A 21,034-nucleotide genomic window follows, 5' to 3' on the forward strand; every position below is an offset into this window, starting at 1 on the left:
GCGATGAGCGTCAGCGGGGTGAACGGGACGGGGCAGCGCCGGCCCACGATGAAGGAGGTCGCCGCCCGGGCCGGGGTCGCACTGAAGACCGTGTCCCGGGTGGTGAACGAGGAGCCGAACGTCAGCCCGGAGCTGACCGCCAAGGTCCAGGCGGCGATCAAGGACCTGAACTACACGCCGAACGAGTCGGCCCGGATGCTGCGCCGCGGCAAGACCGGGACGATCGCGGTGGTGATCCGCGACATCGGCGACCCGTTCTTCGCGTCGCTCGGCCGGGCCGTCGAGCTGTGGGCCCGGTCGTCCGGCTCCGTGGTGATGATCGGGCTGACCGACGAGGATCCGGAGCGGGAGAAGGACGTCTGCCTGGAGTTCGTTGCCCGCCGCCCCGATGCGCTGATCATGGCGCCGATCGGGGAGACCCAGGACTATCTCGCCCCGCACGTGGACGCCGGGATGGCGGTCGTCACGATCGACCGGCCTGCGCACGGGATCGAGGCGGATGCCGTGCTCGCGGACAACGCGGGCGGCATCGACCAGGCGATCGACCACCTGGTCCGGCAGGGCCACCACCGGATCGCGTACCTCGGCGACGACGAGCGGATCTTCACCGCCCGGGAGCGTGTGGTCGCGTACCGGGCGGCGATGGCCCGGCACCGGATCGACGTCGACGAGGACCTGGTGCACCTGTCCGAGCCGACCACCGAGGGCATCGGCATCACGCTCTCGGCGGTCCTCGACCGCGCCGAGCCGGCCACCGCGCTGCTCTCGGCGAACAACATGACCACCGCCGAGGTGCTGCGCGGCCTGGCCGGCCGCCGCGATCAGGTGGCGCTGGTGTCGTTCGACGACCTCCAGCTCGGCGACCTGCTCAGCCCCGGGCTGACCGCGGTCGCCCAGTCCGCCGACGTGATGGCCCGGACGGCGATCCAGCTGATGACCGAACGCCTCCCGGAGCCGCACCGCCCCGGCCGGACGGTCCGGGTCCCGGTCAAGCTGACGATTCGCGGCTCGGGGGAGATTCCGCCGGCACGCTGACCGCCTGCCCCGGCTCGCCGAACCGGGCGAGCGCGACGGCGCCAAGAACCGCGAGGACGAACCCGGCGACCGCCGGCGCGGTGTAGCCCGGCCGCGCGTGGTCGCCCAGCAGGACAAGCCCGACCAGCGCGGGAAAGACGGTCTCACCGACGACGAGCATGGCGGTGGCGGTCGTGACGCCGCCGCGCTGCAGTGCCGCGGCGTAGCAGAGCATCGCGAGTGCGCCGCCGGCGATCGCGGTGTAGGTGGCCGGCTCGGTGATCAGGTCCGCGGGCCGCAGGCTCGGGATGATCCGGCCCGAGACGGCGACCACGCCGAAGCCGAGTCCCGCGATCAGGCCCAGCGACGGGCCGTGCAGCCTCTTCGGCATCAGCGGGATCAACACCCGTGCCAGACCGAGCACCGCGACAGCACCACCCAGCGCCCATCGGAAGCCGTGCCCGACGGCTGGGTTGCCCTCACTGCCGGCCGACACGCCCAGCAGGCCCAGTCCGAGGCAGACGACGCCGACCGCGGTCCATTCACGCCGCCCGAGCCGGACGCCGAGGGTGCGTGCGGCGACTGCGGTGACGGCCAGGCTGGCGGCCAGCGCGGACTGCACCACGAACAGTGGCAGCACCTGGAGCGCCGCAACCTGCAGACAGAACCCCACGACGTCCAGCCCCATACCGAGCACGAAGCGTGGCTTGATGACGACGTCGTGCGCGCTCGCGTCGGCGGCTCCGGCGGCGGCCGACGCCTGCAGGATCGAGGCCAGGCCGTACGCGACAGCTGCCGCCAACGCGCCTGCCAGACCCCACCACATGACCGCCAGACTAGATCAGCAGCCGTGGCGGCGCGTTCTGACTCAGGCCAGATTCCGCGCGCCGGCGGACCTCAGCTCCGCGGCGAGTGGGCAGTCGAAGGGGTCGCGGGCCTGCAGCCCCACGTTGTTCAGGTAGTCGACGACGATCCGGTACGAGGTGAACAGGCCGACCTCGGCGTACGCGATGCCGTGCAGCTCGCAGTACTCCCGGACGATCGGGCGCACCTTGCGCAGCGTCGGCCGCGGCATGCTCGGGAAGAGGTGGTGCTCGATCTGGTAGTTGAGCCCGCCCATCGCCAGATCGGTGAACAGTCCACCGCGGATGTTGCGTGAGGTGAGCACCTGACGGCGCAGGAAGTCGAGCTTCATCCCGGCCGGTACGAGTGGCATGCCCTTGTGGTTCGGGGCGAACGCGGCGCCCAGGCACACCCCGAAGACGGCCAGTTGCAGCCCGAGGAACGCGCTCGCCTTGCCGGGCGGCAGCAGGAGGTAGAGCGCGGCGACATACAGCGTGATCCGGGCGACGACCACCGCCGCCTCGATGCGGTCGCTCCGGCTGGCGTTCCGGCGGAGCAGGTGCCGCAGGCTCGAGGCGTGCAGCCCGATGCCCTCGAGCGTGAGGAGCGGGAAGAACAGCCAGCCCTGGCGCGCGGCGATCCAGCGGCCGAACGGCCCGCGCTTCGCGACCGCGTCCGGGGTGAACGCGACGGCGTCGAGCTGAACGTCGGGGTCCTTGTCGACCTGGTTCGGGGCGCCGTGGTGCCGGTTGTGCTTGTTGCGCCACCAACTGACGCTCATCCCGAGGACACCGCCGGCCAAGATCCGGGCGGTCCAGTCGTTGCGCGCGTTGGAATGGAAGATCTGCCGGTGCGCGCTGTCGTGGCTGAGGAACGCCACCTGCACCAGGACGAGCGCCAGCGCACCGGCCAGCAACAGCTGGAGCCAAGAGTCGCCGAGCAGCACGACACCGACCGCCACGGCGAGCAGAGCGAGGCCGACAAGGCTGATCCGCGTGTAGTAGTAGCCCTGACGGCGCCGCATCAGACCGAGGTCTTGCACGGTTTGCAGGAGGTCGGTGTAGAGGCTGACGTACCGCTGCTGGGTGCGCACGCCCTCATCATGGGGGTCAGAAGCTCCCAGGCACAGCACCGGGGAGCGTGATTTGGCGCCCAGTTTTCCTCGGTGTCACCTCACTGTCATTCCTGGAGCGCACCTTCGGGACATGAAACTGAGCCGTCGTCAACTCCTTGCCGCCACCACCGCAGCCGGTGCTTCGGTCGCCGTACCCGGTACTTTCGCGGCCACCGCCTCGGCCGCACCGAACCTCGTCCGCCGGGACCGCGCCGCGCTGCCGTCCGGCGTCGCCAGCGCCGACGTCACGCCGAACTCGGCGGTCGTCTGGTCACGCACCGACCGTCCGGGCCGCCTGGTCGTCCAGCTGACCGGCCACGGCCGCTTCGACCGGGCGATCTCGCTGCGCGGGCCGAGGACCGACGCCGGCGACGACTTCACCGCACGGCTGCCGCTGCGCGGTCTGCGGCCGGGGCAGCGCTACGACTACCGGCTCGGTTTCGAGGACGCGTACGGGCGGATCGGCCAGACCCTCGACGGCTCGTTCACCACTCCGGGCCGCAGCCGCGGCGTGTCGTTCGTGTTCACCGGCGACACCGCGGGGCAGGGGTACGGCATCAACCCGGAGCTGGGCGGGATGATCGCGTACAAGGCCATGCACGAGACCCGGCCGGACTTCTTCCTGCACTCGGGCGACAACATCTACGCCGACGGCCCGATCGAGGCCGAGCTGAAGGTTGCCGACGGCACCGTCTGGAAGAACGTGGTGACCGAGGAGGTCTCGAAGGTCGCGGAGACGCTGGCCGAGTACCGCGGCCGGTACAAGTACAACCTGCTCGACGAGAACGTCCGCAACCTGTACGCCGACGTACCGCTGATCGCGCAGTGGGACGACCACGAGACGCTCAACAACTGGTACCCGGGGGAGATCCTCGACGACTCGCGGTACGTCGAGCGGCGTGTCGACGTACTGGCAACGCGGGCGAAGAAGGCATTCCTCGAGTACTTGCCGATGGAGCACATCGGCGGCCGCGACCGCATCTACCGCAAGGTCAGCTACGGTCCGTTGCTCGACGTGTTCTGCCTGGACATGCGTACGTACCGCGGTGCGAACCCGCTGCCGTCGGAGGCCGGTCCGGTGGCGATGCTCGGCGCCGAACAGGCGGCCTGGCTGGTCCGTGAGGTCGCGGCGTCACGCGCGACCTGGAAGGTGATCGCGAGTGACATGCCGCTCGGTCTGCTGGTCCCGGACGGCGACCTGGTCGAGGCGGTCGGCAACGGCCTGCCGGGCGCGCCGGGGGGTCGCGAGCACGAGATCGCGTGGGTGCTGAGCCAGTTCAAGAAGCGCAAGGTGCGGAACGCGATCTGGCTGACGGCCGACGTGCACTACGCCGCCGCGCACCACTATGACCCGGCGCGGGCGGCGTACACCGACTTCGACCCGTTCTGGGAGATCGTGGCCGGCCCGATCAACGCCGGTGCGTTCGGCCCGAACCCGCTGGACAGCACCTTCGGCCCGAAGGTCGTCTGGACCAAGGTGGCCGACTTCCCCAGCCAGTCGCCCGCGAGCGGCAACCAGTTCTTCGGGCACACCCGGATCGATCCGCGGACCGGCGTCTTCACGGTGTCGCTGCGGAACCTGTTCGGCGACGTGCTCTGGACCAAGGACATCCCCCCGGCCCACCACTAGTGGGGCCCGTCGTACCCACCGAGCTCCGGCGCCTGTGCGGGATGCCGCCCACCGGAGCCGGTGGGTACGCTGTCACACCTGCTGGAGGGTCAGCGCTCCCGGGCCTTCGAGCTGCGGCAGCACGACGCGCCGTCCGGTGAGCAGGAGGAGCAGCGAGAGCACCGGTCCGCGGAGCTCCGGCCCGGCGCCGACGCTCCAGTCGATGTCGGTGGCGACCAGGCGAAGTCCGGCGTACGAGAGTGGTTTGAAGACCTTCGACTTCCGCCGGCCGCTCCGCGATGCCTGGTAGCCCCAGGCGCGATCCGCGGCCGTCGCCGCCGCCTCGGGCGGGACCGGCAGCGATCGGCCCAGCGGGATCGCCATGTCCTGTCCCTGGACGACGATGTCGAGCAACGTCTCGAACGGCGTGACGCCGAGGTTGTGCCGGCGCGATCCGGCCATGCCGCGGATCCCGCCGACGAGTTGCTCGATCGGCAGCGCCGCCTGGTCGCGGGCGGAGGTCAGGATCATCCAGTTGAGGCTGTGGACACCGGGGTGCTTCACAGCGAGCCGGAACACGTCGCCGAGGCCCATCTGCTGCAGCGTGAGATGCCCGGCGACGTCGCGGACGGTCCAGCCATCACAGAGCGAACGGTGTCCCCAGTCGTCCGGCCGCAGGGTTTCCAGCCAGTCGGCCGTGCGCAGCCGCTGCGCGTCGATCGCGGTCCAGAGCTCGTCGTCGTTCATGAGCTTGTCCCTCCCTTGGTCGGACGGTAGCGCACATCGGGCGGTGTGGAGCGGGTGCGTTTGAGTTCGAAGAAGTCGCGGGACCGCCCGAGCAGCCGGACGCCGTCGAACAGGCGCAGCGCGTCGTCGCCGAGCGGGACCGCGTTCAGGACCGGGCCGAAAGTGGTCGAAGATCTGATCCCCGAACGCCTGGTGCCAGGTCCGGAACGCCTCGCGTCCGTCATGCCTCTCAGCGTGCGCCGCGGTTCCGTGGCGCCGCATCGTGCGAATTGCTCATTCGGGGTGCTGAGTACGGCGTTGGGCTGCCCACGCGGCCACCTGGGCACGGTTCACGAAGCCGAGCTTGGCGAGGATGTGCTGGACGTGGTTCTGGGCGGTGCGCTCGGAGATGACGAGCACGGCGGCGATCTCGCGATTCGTCAGGCCGTCGGCGACGAGCCGGGCGACCTCGCGTTCGCGGGGGCTCAGCGGGTCGTCTGGTTTGCCGAGCCAGGCGAGCCAGGGCGTCATCTTCAAGGCCTTCGCCAGCGGGAGCGTTTCGGTCGCTGTCGCTCGGGCTCTCGCCGGCTGCCCCGATCTGCCGTACACCTCGGCCAGCAGGCAGGCGGCCTCCACGGCGAACCCTGGCGCACCGACGGTCCGGCACAGCACGATCGCTCGACGGAGGTCGGCGGCGACCCGGGCCGCGACCGGGTGCAGGAGGAGTTCGCCGGCCTGAGGTGTCTGCCAGGACTCCGGGCGGCCGCAGCGGTAGTAAAGCGCGGAGGCCTCGTCGAGGCGACCCGCCTCGACGAGCACGAAGGCACGGCAGAGGCGCGCGAAGAGATCCCAGCGAGAGTCCGTCCCGAACTGCCACGTGGCCGGCCCGAGCACGGCCTCGGTGTACCCCAGGTGATGGCCGCGAAGGACCTGGAACATCACCTCGGCGCCGTGCACGGCGGGATGACCGATCCGGCGGAACCCGTCCAACGCGTCGTCGAGCACGGCCTCGGCCTCGTCGAACTCAGCACGTGCCAGCGCGAGCGAGGCACGGGTGACGAGGACGTGCCAGCGTCCGTGCGGGCCGCCGGCCCGGTCGGCGCAGCTCGCCAGGCGTCCGGTCTCTGCTGCGATGGCGGCCAGGTCACCGCGGTACCAGAGCGTGTCGATCCGCCACAGGCGGCCGCGGAGTTCGACCTCGGCGCGGCCGGTCGCCGTACCGAGCTCGATCATCCGCGCAGCGGCGGCGGCCAGGTCGTCGACGTCGTCGGGTCCGCTGGTGGCGAACTGGCGGGCGGTGAGTGCTTCGACGAGCAGATCGGTGTCGCCGAGAGCCTCGGCCTGCGCGAGGGCGTCGCTGCTCGCTGCCACGGCTTCCGGCCAGCGGGCGAGGTACACGGCCGCTTGGGCCTGCCGGGCGCGGAGGTGGACCGTGAAGTTCGGGGTGCGGTCGCGTGCCGCCAAGGCCTCGGTGCACCACTGGTGGATGTCGCCGTCCCACTCCGACTGCCCGATCGGCTCCAGGCTTACTGCCGCTTGGGCGAGCAGGCCGGTCGTCTGTGACCTGCGGGCGGTAGTGACTGCTGCCTGCACGGCAGCGTGCGCGGCCGAGAGGTCCCCGGCGCGTACGGCCGCCTGAGCGAGCTGGAGCTGCAGCGGTGCTCTGTCCAGCGCGTCCGGCGTCGTCGCAACTGCTGCTGACCAGTGCCGCAGGATCTCTGCCTGGTCGGTGGTGGGATCCAGTGCCTCCGCAGTACGACGGTGGAGGTCGGCGCGGGTGCTGAGGGGCAGGTGCGCTTCGGCGTCACGCCGTACCGACTGGTCCGGGAACCAGGCGTCGCGGGAGTCGGACGGTACGACCAGTGCGCCCGAACGCACCAGGGCGTCGACTGCGGCCAGGAAGTCGCCACGCGGCAGGTCCACGACCTGCTGCAGTACGTCGAGGCGCACCCGCTCGCCGGCGACCGCGGCAGCGGCCAGCAGCTGGTCCATGCCCGGCCGGGGGTTGCTCACGCTCGCAGTGTGACCGTCCGCGGCGCGCGTACGCCAGGCCACCATTTAGGTTGTCTGTATGACCTATCCGGAGAGCCGCCGCGACGATGTCGTCGAGACGTTGCACGGGCGCCAGATCGCTGATCCGTACCGCTGGCTGGAAGACCCTGACTCGCCTGACACCCAGGACTGGGTCAACCGGCAGAACGCCTACACCCAGGCGGAGTTGGCGGGCTACCCCGAGCGCGGCTGGTTCCAGAGCACGATGTCCGCGATCCTCGCGCGCCCCCGCGCCGGCGTCCCCGAGAAGAAGGCCGGCTGGTACCTCGTCGGCCGCAACGACGGTACGCAGGCACAGGACGTGATTTACGTCGCCGAGTCGCTCGAGGAGCTGCTGTCCGGCGGGCGGGTGCTGATCGACCCGAACACGCTGTCCGAGGACGGCACCGACTCACTCGGGTCGTTCACCGTCAGTCCCGACGGCAAGTACTTCGCCTACGGCATCAACGAGAGCGGCAGCGACTGGACGACGTTCCGGTTGCTCGACATGGCCACGGGTACTCCGGTGGACGACGTGGTGACGGAGGCCAAGTTCAGCGAGGCGACCTGGCTCCCGGACAGCTCCGCGTACCTTTACCTGCACTACCCGGCCAGTGGACGCAGTGAGGGCACTGAGACCGCCTCGTTGTCCGGCGGGCGGCTGACGCTGCACCGGGTCGGCACACCGCAGTCCGAGGACGAGCTGGTGCTGAGCGTCCCTGGCAAGGACCGGTACTTCTTCACGCCGGAGGTGTCCGATGACGACCGGTACGTCGTCGTGCACATCACCGAGGGCACTGACCCTGCGACGCGCCTCTGGGTCTACCCGATCACCAGTGAGGGTCTGGGCGAGCCGGTGAAGGTGGTGGACGAGTTCGCCGACGAGATCGCGTTCGTGCGGATGTCCGGCGACCAGCTGGTGCTGCGGACCGACCGCGACGCCTCCCGCGGACGCCTGGTGTTGTCGGACCTGGCCGGCCAGTTCACGGACCTCATCCCGGAGAGCGACTCCACCCTGCAGGCAGTCCGCGGTACGGCAAACGGCCTGGCCACGTTGACTCTTGTCGACGCGCAGTCGGTGCTGACGCTCTACGCGCTGGACGGCTCCGGTGGTCGCGTGGTCGAGGTGCCGGGCGGGGGAGTGGTCGGCTTCAACGCGGCACCGAAGCACGAGGAGCTCTTCATCGGCCTGTCGACGACGACCGATCCCACACTGTCGTACGTCGTCTCCACCGGTTCAGGCAACGTACGCGCGCTGCCGGAGTTGGTGCGCGGTGCAGGGGGCTTCACGCCGCCACAGGTCACCGTGACGCGCCACGTGGCGCCAGGACGCGACGTCCCGTACTTCCTGATCACCCGCTCGGACCTGGACTTCTCAGCGCCACGCCCGACGCTCATGTGGGGGTACGGCGGATTCCGCATCCCGATCCAGGCCGACTACCGCCCCGGTTGGCCGGCGTGGCTGGCTGCCGGGGGCGTACTGGTCATCGCGAACCTGCGTGGTGGCGGCGAGTACGGGACCGACTGGCACGACGCCGGGCGGCTGAAGAACAAGCAGAACGTGTTCGACGACTTCATCGCGGTCGCTGAGCACCTGCGGGACACCGGAGTGACCACACCGGAGCAGCTGGCGATGCACGGTCGTAGCAACGGTGGCCTGCTCGTCGGTGCAGTCATGACGCAACGGCCCGACCTGTTCGCGGTCGCCCTGCCCGGTGTAGGCGTACTGGACATGCTGCGATTCCACCTGTTCACAGTGGGAGCGGCGTGGGCGTCCGACTACGGTCTGCCCGACGACCCGGACCAGTTCGCGGACCTGCTGGCGTACTCGCCTCTGCACCGCGTGAGCGACGGTACGGCGTACCCGGCGACTCTCGTGGTCACAGGTGACCACGACGACCGGGTGGTCCCGCTGCACAGTCACAAGTTCATGGCGGCGCTCCAGCACGCGCAGGCCGGTCCGCAGCCGGTCTTGACCCGAGTGGAAGTCAACACCGGCCATGGCTTCGGCAAACCTGCCGCGATGGTGGCGTCGGAGTGGGCCGATCTACTGGCGTTCGCTGCTCACCATGTAGGTCTCGTACCGCCTGAGCAGTAGGAGGGCCTGCGTGGGATTAAGTCACCAGATCCGCGGTGCGTGGAGGTCGCGGGGGTCGTCGGACGGCTGACAGCCGTGGGCGCTCTCCGCGTACTCCGTCCGCGGGCCGGTGGTGGCCAGCGTGCGTACTGCGTTGACGAGCCGGTCGACGTGCTCGCGGGTCGTCCCGAGGCCGAGGCTGGCGCGTACCGCCGTGCCGTGCTCCGGGGAGCCGGCGAGCAGGTGACCGACCAGCGGGTGCGCGCAGAACTTGCCGTCGCGGACGCCGATGCCGTACTCGGCGCTGAGCGCCGCGGACACCAGGGTCGAGGTCAGTCCGGCCACCGTGAAGCAGACGGTGCCGACGCGGTCCGCCTCCTCGCCGAAGATCGAGTACGTCGTGACGCCGTCGAGCTGTGCGAGCCCGGTCCGGAGACGGGCCAGCAGGCTGCGCTCGTGCTGTTCGATGGCGTCGCGGTGCTTCGTGATCGCGGCACACGCGCTCGCCAGCGCGATGGCGCCGATGACGTTGGGGGAGCCGCCCTCGTGCCGCGCCGGGCCGGTCGACCAGACGACGGTGTCGTTGGTGACGGCGTGCGTCGCGCCACCGCCGTACAGGTACGGGTCGGCGGCGTCGAGCCAGTCGGAGCGGCCGATCAGCGCGCCGGCACCGTACGGCGCGTAGAGCTTGTGACCGGACAGCGCGACCCAGTCGACGTCCAGGCCGGCGATGTCGACCGGGCGGTGCGGGGCCAGCTGCGCCGCGTCCAGGCAGACCCGCGCGCCGTGCGCCTTCGCCACCTTGGCGATCTCGGCGATCGGGAAGATCTCGCCGGTCACGTTCGACGCGCCGGTGATGACGACCAGCCGCGGACCCTCGGGCGCCTCGCGGAGAGCGTCGGCGACGGCCGACACGGCCTCGGTCTGCCCGGCCGGTGCCGCCAGCCGCACGGTCCGCTCGGCGGGCCAGGGCAGCAGGGCGGCGTGGTGCTCGGACTCAAACACGATCACCGTCGCGTCGGCCGGCACCGCGTGCGCCAGCAGGTTGAGTGAGTCGGTGGTCTGCCGGGTGAAGATCACCTGGTCGTCCTGGCGGGCACCGACGAAGGCATGCACCTCGGTGCGGGCCCGCTCGTACCACTGGGTGGTGATCCGGGAGGCGTAGCCGTTGCCGCGGTGCACAGAGGCGTACGACGGCAGCGCCGCCTCGACGCTGGCCCGCACGGACTCCAGACACGGGGCGCTCGCACCGTGGTCGAAGTTCGCATAGTCGGTGACCCGGCCGTCGGCGAGCGGGACCAGCAGGTCCGCGCCGACGGTGGCCGGGATGGTGCCGGTGGGCTGCCGGGTGACGGCCGGCCGCGAGGTCGTCGTACTGGCCGGCTCGAGAATGGAGAGGATCGACATGACGCTGCTCCCAGGGAAGTCCGCACTTGCCGAACGGGGTATCCGCACGGCCTGGTCTTCACCCGGGGCACCCCACCGCGGAGGAGGGTTGCCGGCCAGCTAGCCGGGGCTTGTCGCTGACACTCATGACCTGCCGAGAACGGTAACGAACGGGACACGCCTGCCGCCAGTGCCTATCTCATGTGATGAGATGTCTGCACACATCGTGGACAACCCTGAGGAATGCCGATGACCTGGAGCGCACCCGACGTCGAGCGGCCGGACGGCTCGCTGACCGCACCCGAGCGCGACCTGCTGCAGGGTTACCTGGATTTCTATCGCAGCACCCTGCTCGTCAAGTGTGCGGGGCTGACCCCGGACCAGCTGGCGGAGCGGCCGTCGCCGCCGTCGAACCTGTCGCTGCTCGGTCTGATCCGGCACCTCACGAAGGTCGAGCGGATCTGGTTCCGGATCCACTTCGCCGACGAGCCGGCCGAGCCGCTGTTCGCCCCGGAGCTCGGCAAGGACGCCGACTTCGAGCTGATCGATCCGGCCGACGCGCAGGCCGCGTACGATGGGCTGGTCGCGGAGTGGAAGCTCTCCGACGAGGCGGCCGCCGGGCGCTCGCTGGACGACCGGTTCAGCTTCGGCGGCACCGAGTCGACGCTGCGGATGATCTACATCCACCTGATCGGTGAGTACGCGCGGCACTGCGGGCACGCCGACCTGGTTCGCGAGCAGCTGGACGGCACCACCGGCGCCTGAAAGTGGTCCACCCGGACTGGAAACCGATTGCCGCAGACTCTTCCGGTCATCGACGTACTGTGTTCGACTCGTTACATGAAGCGACCAGCCGCCCTCGTTGCCCTGCTGGCAACGATGCTCGCCGCCGTGCTGGTGACACCTGCCAACGCGGCCTCCGATGTCCGGATCGAGGTCTTGTCCACGCCGCGCGCCGATATGGTCAGCGCCGGCGACGTGCTGCTCGGAATCACCGGGCGGCACCTGGACGACCTCAAGGTCCGGCTCAACGGGAAGGACGTCACCGACGCCTTCTCCCAGCAGTCAGGCAAGCTCATCGGTGTCGTCCGGGGTCTCAAGGACGGCCGCAACACGGTGACCGCCGCGCGGGCGCGGCTCGAGGTCACCAACCACCCACGCTCTGGCCCGCTGCTCGCTGGACCGCACGAGGCTCCGTACGTCTGCGGTACGGCGGACTTCGTCACGCTCGCCAAGGCCAAGCTCGGCCCGCCGTCCGACGCGAACTGCTCGGTGCCGACCCGCGTCGACTACCTGTACCGCTCCACGGTCGACCGCTCGCTCAAGGTCCTCCCGGCGACGAAGCCGGCCGACCTTGCCACCACCACGACGTCCGACGGCCGCACGGTGCCGTACATCATCCGCGTCGAGACCGGGGTGATCAACCGGTCGATCTACGAGTACGCCGTGCTGAACGATCCCGCGGGCGGTGAGCCGAACGTACTCAAGGTCCCGAGCGGATGGAACGGCCGCCTGGTCTACACGTTCGGCGGCGGCTGTCCCGGCGGGTGGTACCAGCAGGGGAGTGGCACCGGTGGCGTGAACGACGACGTGCTGCTCGGCCGTGGGTACGCCGTCGCGTCGTCGAGCCTCAACGTGTTCGGGGTGAACTGCAACGGCGTCCTGGCCGCCGAGACCATGTCGATGACGCGCGAGCACATCCTCGAGACCATCGGCGTACCTCGACAGACGATCGGCTGGGGTTGCTCCGGTGGTTCGTACCAGGTGTTCCAGATCGCCGACGACTACCCAGGACTGCTGGACGGGATCGTGGCGTCGTGCGTGTTCCCGGAGGTCGGGTTCGCGACCCTGCACACGATCACCGACGCGCTGCTGCTCGACCACTACTTCAAGTCGGCGACCGGGTGGACGGACGAGCAGAAGCGGGCCGCGGCGGGCTTCGGCAAGGTCGGTACGATCGCCAACCTGGCCGGCGCCGGACGCCGCATCGACCCGCGCGTTTATTGCCCAGCGCAACTACCTGTCGCGGAGCGCTACGACCCGGTGAGCAATCCGGACGGTGCGCGCTGCGACGTCTACGACCACCAGGTCAACGTCTGGGGCAAGGACCCGAGCACCGGCGCGGCGCGCAGGCCGCTCGACAACGTCGGCATCCAGTACGGCCTGGACGCGTTGAACGCGGGCAAGATCACGGCCGCGGAGTTCCTCGACCTGAACCGGTCGATCGGCGGCTTCGACCAGGATGCCAACTTCGTCCCCGCCCGTACGGTCGCGGATCCGCAGGCGATCAAGACGGCGTACCGGACCGGGCAGTTGATCAACGGTGGTGGTGGGCTCGCCAGTACGCCGATCATCGACTACCGGCAGTACTGGGACGAGTTGCCGAACGGCGACATCCACCTGATCTTCCACTCGTTCTCGCTCCGCGAACGGCTGCGGAAGGCGAACGGTGACGCGGACAACCAGATCATGCTCGTACAAGCGGGCGACGCACCGGGCGGTTTCAGTACGACGAACCCCGTACTGACCGACGCGCTGTCCGCGCTGGACCGGTGGATGGATGCGGTGGACGCCGACCACGGCCCTGGCTCGTCACACGCGCGGCTGATCCGCAACAAGCCGGCTGCGCTGACCGACGCGTGCTGGAGCCCGACGAACCAGAAGGTCGTCGAGGAACAGGTGGACGGCATCGGTACGACGACGTGCAACACGTTCTACCCGGTGTGGCCGGCGCCACGGCAGGTGGCGGGCGCATCCGTTGCCAACGACATCATCAAGTGTCGCCTCCAGCCGCTGGAGCGCTCCGACTACAAGGTGCCGCTGACAACCGTGCAGTGGAAGGCGTTGCGGCAGATGTTCCCGGACGGGGTGTGCGACTGGTCCACGTCCGGCGTGGGACAGCAGAAACCGGCCGGGAGTTGGCCGACGTTCTAATAGGCTGCGGGGTGTGCCTTTCACGCTGGCCCACCCCGCGGCTGTCCTTCCGCTGGTCCGTCGGCCGTTCGTGGCGTCGGCTCTGGTGGCGGGTGCGGCCGCACCGGACCTGCTGTACGTGGGCGTGCTCTATCGGATCGCGACGCAGCACATCAACGGCAATCTCACGCTGACCCTCACGCACCGGTTCACCTCGGCGTTCTGGCTGGACCCGTTGCTGGCGTTGCTGCTGCTCGCTGGCTTCCACCTTGTCCTGAAACGGCCGCTCGTCGCTCTCGCACCACCTGCGCTCGCTGCGCGCCTACCCACGTCCTCCAGGCCCAACATCCTGTGGGTCGTCGTCTCGGTTGTTGTCGGCGCGTTGACCCACGTGATCTGGGACTCGTTCACCCATGGCGACGGCTACTTCGTCCGCCGCTTCCCGGGGTTCTTCGGCGCACAGGTCACGGGAGCTTGGGACGTGAACCGCATCCTCCAGTACGCCAGCACGGTCGGCGGCTGCCTGATCCTGGCTGTCTGGCTGTACCGCTGGTATCGGCGTACCCCGGCTGCGGCTACACCGCGTGACAAGATGCCGGCCTGGGTGCGGTACCTCGTACTGGGTGCACTCGTACTCTTCGCAGTCGTCGGGGCGGTGGTGGAGCTGAATCGGGCCGACGGTGGCCTGGCCGGTGAGACCGCCGTACGGCTGGTGCTGTCCGGACTCGTGTCCGGCGGACTGGCCGCACTCGCGTGGTACGTGGTCCTCTGGCACCTGGAGCGCTTGCGCCGCCGCCGTGATGCTACGGATGGGGCGGCGTGATCACTGTGATCGGCGTGTGACACATGGGACTCGTGGGGTAGTCGGGGTAGCCTGAGCAATATGGCGACCCGCACGTCTTCCCCGGCGCGGGCGCAGAAGTCGGCAGCCAAACGGCCGAGCACGGCCCGTTCCGCTGCTGGTGGACGCTCCCGTCCTTCAGGCGCCCAGAAGCGTGGGCAGAGCACCCAGAGCAGAAATGGCGCGAAGCGCGGCACTGGATCCACCGCCGCGCGGACCAGTACGCCCAAAAACACCGGACCAGGCCCGTTCGCGGCCGCCATGCTCGCGCTCGGTCGCGGAGTGGTGAAGGTCTGGATCGGCATCGCGCACCTGCTCGGCAGCATGGTGCGGGGGATCGGTCACAGTGCCCGCGACCTGGAGCCGGAGCACCGCCGTGACGGCGCCGGCCTGTTCCTGATCGGCCTGGCGGTCGTCGTGGCCGCCGCGATCTGGTGGGACCTCCCGGGTTCGGTCGGCAACGGCGTGCGGACGGTCGTCGGCGGCAGCATCGGCATGCTCGGCTGGGCGTTGCCGCTGTTGCTCGTGGTGATCGCGGTCCGTACGCTGCGGCACCCGGACCGCAACGGCCCGGCCGGCCGTCAGGTGATCGGCTGGACCGCGGTCTGCCTCGGCGTGCTCGGCCTGATCCACATCGCCAACGGTCTGCCCCGGCCGAACAACCCGGCCGACGGCCCGCTGCGTGACGCCGGCGGCGCGATCGGGTACTTCATCTCCTCGTTCCTCTCCGACCTTCTGACCCAGTACGTCGCCGCGCCGCTGCTCGTGCTGCTGGCGATCTTCGGCGCCCTGGTCATCACGGGGACCCCGGTGTACGCGATCCCGCTGCGCTTCCGCGCCGCCTTCGACGTACTGATGGGACGCACCGAGCTGCCCGAGGACGCTCCTTCCGTCCAGGGCGCACCGACCGACGACACGGTCCGGCTGACTCGCAAGCAGCGACGTGCGAAGGCCGAGCCGGACGAGGACGGCGAGCCGACGGTCAAGCCGTACGACTCGCCCGTGCTCGAGGAGACCCCGAAGCGCGGTCGCAAGGCGAAGACCAAGCCGCCGGTGGACGAGGACGCGTACGACGTCGACAGCGGCGACACGGCCGACGAATTCGACCGGGCCGCTGCAGCCGCCTCAGAGCCGTCCTTCGAGTCTCCCGGCTCCGCGCCGAGCAAGCCCGCGCCGGCTCCCGAGCCGCCGCCGCACACGCCGCTGCCGCAGCGCGTCGAGCAGCTCAGCCTCTCCGGCGACATCACGTACACGCTGCCCGACGGTCAGATGCTCAAGCCCGGTTCGGTGCACAAGGCACGCACGAAGGCGTCCGACCAGGTCGTCGACCGGCTCACCGAGGTGTTCGACCAGTTCGGCATCGACGCCCAGGTCACCGGCTACACGCGCGGTCCGACGGTCACGCGCTACGAGGTCGAGCTCGGCTCGGCGGTGAAGGTCGAGAAGGTCACCGCACTGTCGAAGAACATCGCCTACGCGGTCGCCTCGGCCGACGTCCGGATCCTGTCGCCGATCCCCGGCAAGTCCGCGATCGGCATCGAGATCCCGAACACCGACAAGGAGATCGTCAGCCTCGGCGACGTGATCCGCAGCGCGTCCGCCCGCAACGACCACCACCCGATGGTGGCCGGCCTCGGCAAGGACGTCGAGGGCGGCTTCGTGGTCGCGAACATGGCGAAGATGCCGCACCTGCTGGTCGCCGGTGCGACCGGTTCGGGCAAGTCGTCGTTCGTCAACTCGCTGATCACGTCGGTGCTGATGCGCTCGACGCCCGACGAGGTGCGGATGATCCTGGTCGACCCGAAGCGCGTCGAGCTGAACAACTACGAGGGCATCCCGCACCTGATCACGCCGATCATCACCAACGCCAAGAAGGCTGCCGAGGCGTTGCAGTGGGTGGTCCGCGAGATGGACATGCGCTACGACGACCTCGCGGCGTTCGGGTTCCGGCACGTCGACGACTTCAACAAGGCGGTCCGCGGCGGCAAGGTGAAGCCGCCGCCCGGTTCGGAGCGGGTGCTGACCCCGTACCCGTACCTGCTGGTGATCGTCGACGAGCTCGCCGACCTGATGATGGTCGCACCGCGCGACGTCGAGGACTCGATCGTCCGCATCACCCAGCTGGCCCGCGCGGCCGGCATCCACCTGGTGCTCGCCACACAGCGGCCGTCGGTGGACGTCGTCACCGGTCTGATCAAGGCGAACGTACCGTCCCGGCTCGCGTTCGCGACCTCGTCGCTGGCCGACAGCCGGGTCATCCTCGATCAGCCGGGCGCGGAGAAGCTCGTCGGTCAGGGTGACGGGCTGTTCCTGCCGATGGGCGCGAGCAAGCCGATGCGGATCCAGGGCGCCTGGGTCACCGAGAACGAGATCCGCGGCGTCGTCGAGCACTGCAAGGAGCAGTTGCAGCCGACGTACCGCGAGGACGTGACGGTGGCGCCGGGCCCGAGCAAGGACCTGGACGACGAGATCGGCGACGACCTCGACCTGGTGGTGCAGGCGGCAGAGCTGATCGTTTCCACCCAGTTCGGCTCCACGTCAATGCTGCAGCGTAAGCTCCGCGTCGGTTTCGCCAAGGCCGGCCGGCTGATGGACATCCTGGAGAGCCGCGGAGTGGTCGGTCCCAGCGAAGGTTCGAAGGCCAGGGACGTCCTGGTCAAACCCGACGATCTAGAGGACTTCATCAGCACCCTCCGAGGAGAGTGAGACGTGACCGCCGCGAGCGCACTGCCCAGGCAGGAACGATTCGACGCCGACCCCGAGCACACGCCTTTCACCGTGCGCGCCTCGCAGCGGGTGCACGGCGGCCTGGCCGTGGGCGCGGCGCTGGTCGCGATCGGCTTCGCGGCGTCCGGCTCAACCAGTCCCACCGGGGTGCTGCGCTGGATCGTGGCGGCTGCGTTCGCCGTCCTTGCCGTGGTCTGCGCCCGTGCGCTGACAGTGGGGGACATGCTGGTGGCCGACGACGTCGGCATCCGGTTGCGCATCGGGAGCGAATGGGTGGGTACCCGGTGGGAGGACATCGAAGAGGTGACGGTGCTGCAGCGCCGGCATCCGCTCGACGACGGGCGGATCGCCGTGCACCTGCAGGATCCTGGGCCGATCATCGCCGCGTTGCCGAGTTCGACCCGCAAGACAACCGATGCGAACCGTCGACTGACGGGGTCGTCACTCGCGATACCGTTCGGGTTGACGGCCCGGCCGTCGAACGGGGAAGTGGTGCAGGCGCTGCACATGCTGGCCGATGCCAGATGTCCGGTCAGAGAACAACTCTGACGCGTCCGTGACCCCGTGGTGCCAAGACCGTTGACACGTTGACATGGTGTCGGCGGTCCGGTGGCCGATGACCTGCAGCTCGGACGAAGGAGAGGACGGTGGGGACGTGAGCATCGGCAGCGAGCTCACGGCGGCCCGCGAGCGGGCCGACATGACGATCGAGCAGCTGAGTGCGGCGACCCGGATCAGAACCGGGCTGCTGGTCGCCATGGAGGCCGACGATTTCTCCCGCTGTGGCGGGAACTTCTACGCGCGCGGCCACATCCGGTCGATCGCGCGGGTGGTCAAGGCCGACCCCGCACCGCTGCTCGCCAGCTTCGACGCCGAACACGGCGTCGAGGAGGAGAAGTCCCGCCGCGAGGAACGTGCCGCGGTCAAGAAGCCGAAGCTGAACCCGGCCCGCCCGCGCTGGGCGGTCGTGGTCGGCGCGATCCTGGTCAGCCTGATGGGCTGGGGGATGGTGCGGCTGTTCACGCTGCCCAGCGACATCGAGGCGAACGCGTCCAAGACCGCGACCACCAGCGCCACCGTCACGACACCGACTCCCACCCCGAAGCCGAAGCCCACCGTCAAGCCCAGCAAGCACCCGTCGAGCACCAAGCCTCCGGTGCTGCTGACCAGGCTGACGATGACCGCGAAGGGCGACGGCACCTACCTGACGGTCCGCGACCGGACGAACCGCAAGCTCTTCCAGGGTCGTCTCAGCCCCGGCATCGCCCAGTCCGTCACGAGCGCCGGCGACATCCGCGTGACCGTCGGCAATCCCGGCAACCTGGTCGTCGTACTGAACGGCAAGCGGCTGCCCACCAAGCTCTACAAGTTCACCGCGCACCCGAACGGCACTCTCAGCAAGACCGCGTCGGGCTCCTGAGTCAGGCCCGGATCTTGTACGGCAGTTAGGCCGGGGCCTGTACGGCGCGTCATACTCGGGGGGATGACTACGCCACCCACCACCGTCGCCCTGGTCACGCTGGGCTGTGCCCGCAACGATGTGGACTCCGAGGAACTGGCCGGCCGGCTCGAAGCCGGCGGTTTCCGATTGGTTGACGACGCCGCCGAGGCGGACACGGTGGTGGTGAACACCTGCGGCTTCGTCGAGGCCGCGAAGAAGGACTCCGTCGACACGCTGCTCGCCGCGTCCGACTACAAAGAGTCCGGCCGGACGCAGGCAGTCGTCGCGGTCGGCTGCCTGGCCGAGCGGTACGGCGACCAGCTGGCCGAGGCGCTGCCGGAGACGGACGCCGTCCTGAGCTTCGACGACTACGCCGACATCTCGGACCGCCTGCGCAGCATCCTGTCCGGCACCAAGCACCAGGCCCACGTGCCGCGCGACCGCCGCAAACTCCTCCCGCTGGCCCCCGCCGACCGCCACGAGGCCCCCACCATCGCCATCCCCGGCCACGGCGACACTGCAGCTGTCGCCGAGGGAGCCGGTGTTGTGGTTGGTGACCACATCCCGGAGGCGCTCCGACCGGCTTCAGACAGCTCGCCTGCGCCGACCGAGCTCAAGGGCCGCTTCGTCACCGGCGCCCCGGAAGAGCTCAAGATCGACGCCCCCGACCTGGTAACCGCACCCGCGAGCGGCCCGCGCGTCATGCGTCGCCGCCTCGACGGCGGCCCGATGGCCCCGCTCAAGCTGGCGTCCGGCTGCGACCGCCGCTGCGCGTTCTGCGCGATCCCGATGTTCCGCGGCGCCTTCATGTCCCGCCGGCCCGCGGAGGTCCTGCGCGAGGCCGAGTGGCTGGCCGAGAACGGCGTCCGCGAGCTCTTCCTCGTCTCCGAGAACTCGACCTCCTACGGCAAGGACCTCGGCGACCTCCGGCTGCTCGAGACCCTGGTCGGCGAGATCGCCCAGGTCTCCGGCATCACCCGCGTCCGCGTCTCGTACCTGCAACCGGCCGAGATGCGCCCGACCCTGATCAGCGCGATGACCGCCACCCCCGGCGTCGTCCCGTACTTCGACCTGTCCTTCCAGCACGCATCCGGCCCGCTCCTGCGCCGGATGCGCCGCTTCGGCGACTCGGAACGCTTCCTCGAACTGATCGCCCAGGTCCGCGCCGCCGCACCGACCGCAGGCATCCGCAGCAACGTCATCGTCGGCTTCCCGGGGGAGACCGAGGAGGACGTCGACATCCTCTGCGACTTCCTCTCCCGGGCCGGCCTGGACGCGATCGGCGTGTTCGGGTACTCCGACGAGGACGGCACCGAGGCCGAGACGTACGACGGCAAGCTCGACGAGGACACCATCGCCGCCCGCCTCGACCGCGTCACCCGCCTCGCCGAGGACCTCACCTCCGCCCGCGCGGAGTCCCGCATCGGCGAACTGCTCGAGGTCCTGGTCGAATCGCTCGGCGACGCGGATGACGAGGACAGCGTCGACGCCGAGGGCCGCGCCGCCCACCAGGGTCCGGAAGTGGACGGTACGACGACGTTGACGGGTCTTCCGGAGGGAATCCGGGTGGGGGATCTGGTGTCCGCGAAGGTGGTCGCGAGCGACGGCGTCGACCTGATTGCGGAGTTCGCGGCACTCGTGAACACGCCAGACACCCGCCCGGCAGTTAACCTGACCGCGTGACCGACCCGACCAACCCGGCGCCGCACGCGGCCGGCGGACAACTCCACGCGCCCAGCGCCTGGAACCTGCCGAACGCGCTCACCGTGCTCCGGTTGGTCCTGGTACCGCTGTTCGTCTGGCTCCTGCTCCGCGACGGCGGCCACATGACCGGCGACCGCCTGCTCGCCACCGCGGCGTTCGTGGTCGCGATCGTCACCGACCGCTTCGACGGCGACATCGCGCGGCGCTGGAACCTGGTCACGAACTTCGGCAAGATCGCCGACCCGATCGCCGACAAGGCCCTCACCGGCGCCGCCTTCCTCGGCCTGTCCTATCTCGGCGAACTCCCGTGGTGGGTCACCATCGTCGTCATGGTCCGCGAGTGGGGCGTCACCGCCCTCCGCTTCTGGGTCATCCGCCACGGCGTGATGCCCGCCAGCCGAGGAGGCAAACTCAAAACCGTCCTCCAGGCGATCGCCCTCGGCCTCTACCTCCTCCCGTGGCAACACCTCGCGATAGTCCACTGGCCGGCCCTCGCCATCATGGCCGCCGCCGTCCTCGTAACCATCGCCACCGGCATCGACTACCTCTCCAGAGCCCTACACCTCCGAGCCGCCGCGAAACGCCCCCTCCCGTAACCCCCGCCCACC

The 21,034-nt window shown here is 69.8% G+C and carries 17 protein-coding genes and 1 riboswitch; of the genes, 11 read left to right on the top strand and 6 right to left on the bottom strand.

What is annotated here, in order from left to right:
- Nucleotides 1–3: 3 nt before the first annotated feature.
- The gene (locus ACGFI6_RS15580; protein WP_393118909.1) at nt 4–1,035 is read left to right on the top strand and encodes a LacI family DNA-binding transcriptional regulator; all 1,032 of its coding nucleotides are present in this window, start codon (nt 4–6) and stop codon (nt 1,033–1,035) included.
- On the opposite strand, the gene ACGFI6_RS15585 is transcribed toward ACGFI6_RS15580, so the two are convergent.
- Both ACGFI6_RS15585 and ACGFI6_RS15590 read right to left on the bottom strand, forming a co-directional pair.
- Nucleotides 989–1,840, bottom strand: coding sequence for a hypothetical protein (locus ACGFI6_RS15585; RefSeq protein WP_393118911.1), 852 nt, complete (start codon nt 1,838–1,840; stop codon nt 989–991). The two genes, ACGFI6_RS15580 and ACGFI6_RS15585, sit on opposite strands and share 47 nt — an antisense overlap.
- A 42-nt stretch (nt 1,841–1,882) precedes the next feature.
- Entirely contained in the window at nt 1,883–2,950 is a 1,068-nt protein-coding gene (locus tag ACGFI6_RS15590; RefSeq protein ID WP_393118912.1) for an acyl-CoA desaturase, read from the bottom strand.
- 112 nt (nt 2,951–3,062) lie between these two features.
- On the opposite strand from ACGFI6_RS15590, the gene ACGFI6_RS15595 reads away from it, so the two are divergent.
- Nucleotides 3,063–4,601 carry an alkaline phosphatase D family protein gene (locus ACGFI6_RS15595; RefSeq protein WP_393118914.1) on the top strand — a complete coding sequence of 513 codons (1,539 nt, stop codon included), beginning with the start codon at nt 3,063–3,065 and terminating at the stop codon, nt 4,599–4,601.
- Between the two features lie 72 nt (nt 4,602–4,673).
- Here ACGFI6_RS15595 and ACGFI6_RS15600 read toward each other — a convergent pair whose 3' ends face one another.
- From ACGFI6_RS15600 to ACGFI6_RS15610, 3 genes are read right to left on the bottom strand one after another with little or no spacing between them, the layout of a single operon-like run.
- Nucleotides 4,674–5,327 carry a maleylpyruvate isomerase family mycothiol-dependent enzyme gene (locus ACGFI6_RS15600; RefSeq protein ID WP_393118916.1) on the bottom strand — a complete coding sequence of 218 codons (654 nt, stop codon included), beginning with the start codon at nt 5,325–5,327 and terminating at the stop codon, nt 4,674–4,676.
- Nucleotides 5,324–5,551 (bottom strand): hypothetical protein, encoded by a 228-nt coding sequence (locus tag ACGFI6_RS15605; protein WP_393118918.1) that lies wholly within the window; start codon nt 5,549–5,551, stop codon nt 5,324–5,326. Before ACGFI6_RS15605 ends, ACGFI6_RS15600 begins: the two co-directional genes overlap by 4 nt.
- Before the next feature lie 49 nt (nt 5,552–5,600).
- Entirely contained in the window at nt 5,601–7,319 is a 1,719-nt protein-coding gene (locus ACGFI6_RS15610) for a LuxR C-terminal-related transcriptional regulator (protein WP_393118919.1), read from the bottom strand.
- A gap of 58 nt (nt 7,320–7,377) precedes the next feature.
- Here ACGFI6_RS15610 and ACGFI6_RS15615 point away from each other — a divergent pair, with 58 nt between their 5' ends.
- On the top strand, nt 7,378–9,435 hold the full coding sequence (locus ACGFI6_RS15615; RefSeq protein WP_393118921.1) for a prolyl oligopeptidase family protein: 2,058 nt from the start codon (nt 7,378–7,380) through the stop codon (nt 9,433–9,435).
- Between the two features lie 21 nt (nt 9,436–9,456).
- Here ACGFI6_RS15615 and ACGFI6_RS15620 read toward each other — a convergent pair whose 3' ends face one another.
- Entirely contained in the window at nt 9,457–10,821 is a 1,365-nt protein-coding gene (locus ACGFI6_RS15620; protein WP_393118923.1) for an aminotransferase class V-fold PLP-dependent enzyme, read from the bottom strand.
- Between the two features lie 17 nt (nt 10,822–10,838).
- A riboswitch (SAM riboswitch) is annotated at nt 10,839–10,952 on the bottom strand.
- Nucleotides 10,953–11,049: 97 nt separating this feature from the next.
- Here ACGFI6_RS15620 and ACGFI6_RS15625 point away from each other — a divergent pair.
- From ACGFI6_RS15625 to pgsA, 8 genes are all read left to right on the top strand, one after another.
- Nucleotides 11,050–11,565, top strand: coding sequence for a DinB family protein (locus ACGFI6_RS15625; RefSeq protein WP_393118924.1), 516 nt, complete (start codon nt 11,050–11,052; stop codon nt 11,563–11,565).
- 75 nt (nt 11,566–11,640) lie between these two features.
- Entirely contained in the window at nt 11,641–13,734 is a 2,094-nt protein-coding gene (locus ACGFI6_RS15630; RefSeq protein ID WP_393118926.1) for a DUF6351 family protein, read from the top strand.
- 13 nt (nt 13,735–13,747) lie between these two features.
- Nucleotides 13,748–14,536, top strand: coding sequence for a DUF4184 family protein (locus ACGFI6_RS15635; RefSeq protein ID WP_393118928.1), 789 nt, complete (start codon nt 13,748–13,750; stop codon nt 14,534–14,536).
- A gap of 60 nt (nt 14,537–14,596) precedes the next feature.
- Nucleotides 14,597–17,260 (top strand): DNA translocase FtsK 4TM domain-containing protein, encoded by a 2,664-nt coding sequence (locus tag ACGFI6_RS15640; RefSeq protein WP_393118930.1) that lies wholly within the window; start codon nt 14,597–14,599, stop codon nt 17,258–17,260.
- 3 nt (nt 17,261–17,263) lie between these two features.
- Entirely contained in the window at nt 17,264–17,830 is a 567-nt protein-coding gene (locus ACGFI6_RS15645) for a hypothetical protein (protein ID WP_393118932.1), read from the top strand.
- Between the two features lie 106 nt (nt 17,831–17,936).
- Nucleotides 17,937–18,701, top strand: a complete 765-nt coding sequence (locus ACGFI6_RS15650) for a helix-turn-helix domain-containing protein (protein WP_393118934.1) — start codon at nt 17,937–17,939, stop codon at nt 18,699–18,701.
- A 63-nt stretch (nt 18,702–18,764) separates the two neighbouring features.
- Nucleotides 18,765–20,405 (top strand): 30S ribosomal protein S12 methylthiotransferase RimO, encoded by a 1,641-nt coding sequence (gene rimO, locus ACGFI6_RS15655; RefSeq protein ID WP_393118936.1) that lies wholly within the window; start codon nt 18,765–18,767, stop codon nt 20,403–20,405.
- Nucleotides 20,402–21,022 carry a CDP-diacylglycerol--glycerol-3-phosphate 3-phosphatidyltransferase gene (gene pgsA, locus ACGFI6_RS15660; protein ID WP_393118937.1) on the top strand — a complete coding sequence of 207 codons (621 nt, stop codon included), beginning with the start codon at nt 20,402–20,404 and terminating at the stop codon, nt 21,020–21,022. Before rimO ends, pgsA begins: the two co-directional genes overlap by 4 nt.
- Nucleotides 21,023–21,034: the final 12 nt, after the last annotated feature.

The sequence above is a fragment of the Kribbella sp. NPDC048928 genome (assembly GCF_043197975.1).
Classification (GTDB): Bacteria; Actinomycetota; Actinomycetes; order Propionibacteriales; family Kribbellaceae; genus Kribbella.